This window comes from Myxacorys sp. (assembly GCF_059501405.1).
Genome location: NZ_JCACCM010000072.1, coordinates 1 through 2,052 on the forward strand (window position 1 = coordinate 1; position 2,052 = coordinate 2,052).

The 2,052-nt window shown below is 45.8% G+C and carries 1 protein-coding gene; it reads right to left on the bottom strand.

The features are described 5' to 3' along the window. Positions 1-354 precede the first annotated feature (354 nt). Positions 355-2,052: type V CRISPR-associated protein Cas12k (gene cas12k, locus AC5I6P_RS07110; protein WP_495693054.1), on the bottom strand; the 1,698-nt coding region annotated here is incomplete at its 5' end.

Sequence of the window (2,052 nt, forward strand, 5' to 3'; positions counted from 1 at the left end):
CAAAGGTACTGGGATTTTGAGTCCCGCTTCGGTTTGCCAAAAATTTAGGGGAAGTCCCGATGGCTTCATCGGGCGATTCGGACTGCCACGTATCTTCGCCAGAATCGGTCTGATACACAATCTTGCTGTACTGCTGCAATAAACCAACGTTTATCAATAACAGTAGAGACTCGCGAACTCACCAAATCGGCGAATTGTCCTACCTTGTTTAGGGGTAGCGTGAGTAAGCGGACAGTGCCAGGGACGGAAAGCAATGAACCTGTCCCATTTCCTAAACTTGCATTATATACGTCGTACATAACGCGAGTTTGGTTCGTCGTTGGTAGAATTGTACTATGAAAAAGCTGAAAAGCCTTACTGTTTAGGAAAATTTTTAGGGCGAGTTTTTTTTGGAGCCGCTTTGTCCTGGTATGCATCGATCGCCATCTTTCCTGCCTGTTCCTGAGAACTGCCATAGATTGGTTGCTGTCCAATTTTGACTGAAATCCCCTCTTTTTGCGCTTGATTGTGAATGTATCTGATCAATCGCCCGTAACTCCACGAGTGGATCTTCATGTTCTGAGCTTTAGCAAATTGCTTCTCAACTCCCTTCCAACCAGAACACTCTCGCTCTGCAAGCGCCGCAATTCCACTTTGCTGTCGTGCTCTGTAATCTTTCATGTCAGGCAAGACAATACAGCCCGAATGATGCTCCTTGGCAAAGTCAATCACTGACTTTGCCGTCAGTTGGTCTATAGTGTCCCCTAAATTTGATTCTCCGAACTGACTGCTTGCACCCCGCTTTTGTGCCTCAGTACGGCGACGCGAGTTGAGCTGCCGTTGGAACTGTCTCCGATGAACGAGTCTGTAATTATTGCCTAGCAAAGCCTTGAGACCTCGGCAGTCTAGAAACTTACTCGAAGTAGCATCTGCGATCGTTGCCGTCACCAACCCACTTGAGCCCAGAGCAACACCAGTCAGGATATGAGAATGCCCTACGTAAAGCGGCTGACTCGGACGCTCGTAATTATTATCGTAACTGTCAAGTCGTCTCAGCGTTCCTGTCTGACGGCTATAATTTGCTTTACGAGTTTGCGCTGATTCACCTTTCTCCTCCGACTCGGCAATTCTCTCCTCTAACGTTTCAAGCGCTTTGACGATCGGTTTCCTCCGCTTCTCGATGACGAGTTCGGTTCCCTCCTGACTCAAAAACTGAGTTTCCACCGTGCAATGTAGAAACAGTTGATAACGATTCCAGGGAAATTCTGGATTGTAGAATTCAGGAGCAAATTGATCTTCTGAACCATTGATGATGGATTGACCTTCGCGCTCTGATCGTTTGTTCCTGGCTTTTCGGCGACGCAGAATCCTATTTTCATTTTTCTTGTACTCCTTCCAAATCAACGTCGCTGATCGCACTAAAAATAATTTAGATGTGTTGCCGTTCCTATCGCTGTCATAAACCATTCGCTCCTTCAAAGCCTGCTGGAGAACCCGGAGATGGCGACGATCACCAGATATTTCAAAAGCGTATTTCTCATCAAAACTTTTGAAGCGGACACAGACCCGCTTGCTAGATTGGGAGTTGGGCTGGCTCTCGTTTCCAGTTTTCGAGTTTTTAAGACAAGACCTTTCATGCTCAAACCAGATCAGGTCATCACTGCTGTGAAACAGAATCGGATGCGGCAGAAAGGTCTGTTGTTTGAGCAGTGCTGATTCGACTAAATTCCATTCAGCTTCGTCTTCGACAACACCGATAGATTGAATCTCATCTAGAACATTTCTACCCACCCAAGCACGACCTTTGGGTAAACGGCTTTTCAACTGTTTCTGAAGAAGTTCAATCTGCTTCGCCTTGAGGTGAATGCGCTTGCTAAGATTTTCAAGATCTTCTTCAGTCTCGTCGCCTTTGATCTCAAACCTGTTTTTAATCAAGTAAGCAATTGCACATTTCTCTTGCAAATCTTCGGTTGTACGGTGTTTGTCATACAAAATTCTGTAAATCCCACCCGCGATCGCCTTTTTACTCTTTTTCTTCTTGCTATTGCTATCAATTTGGACATTCACTTGGCT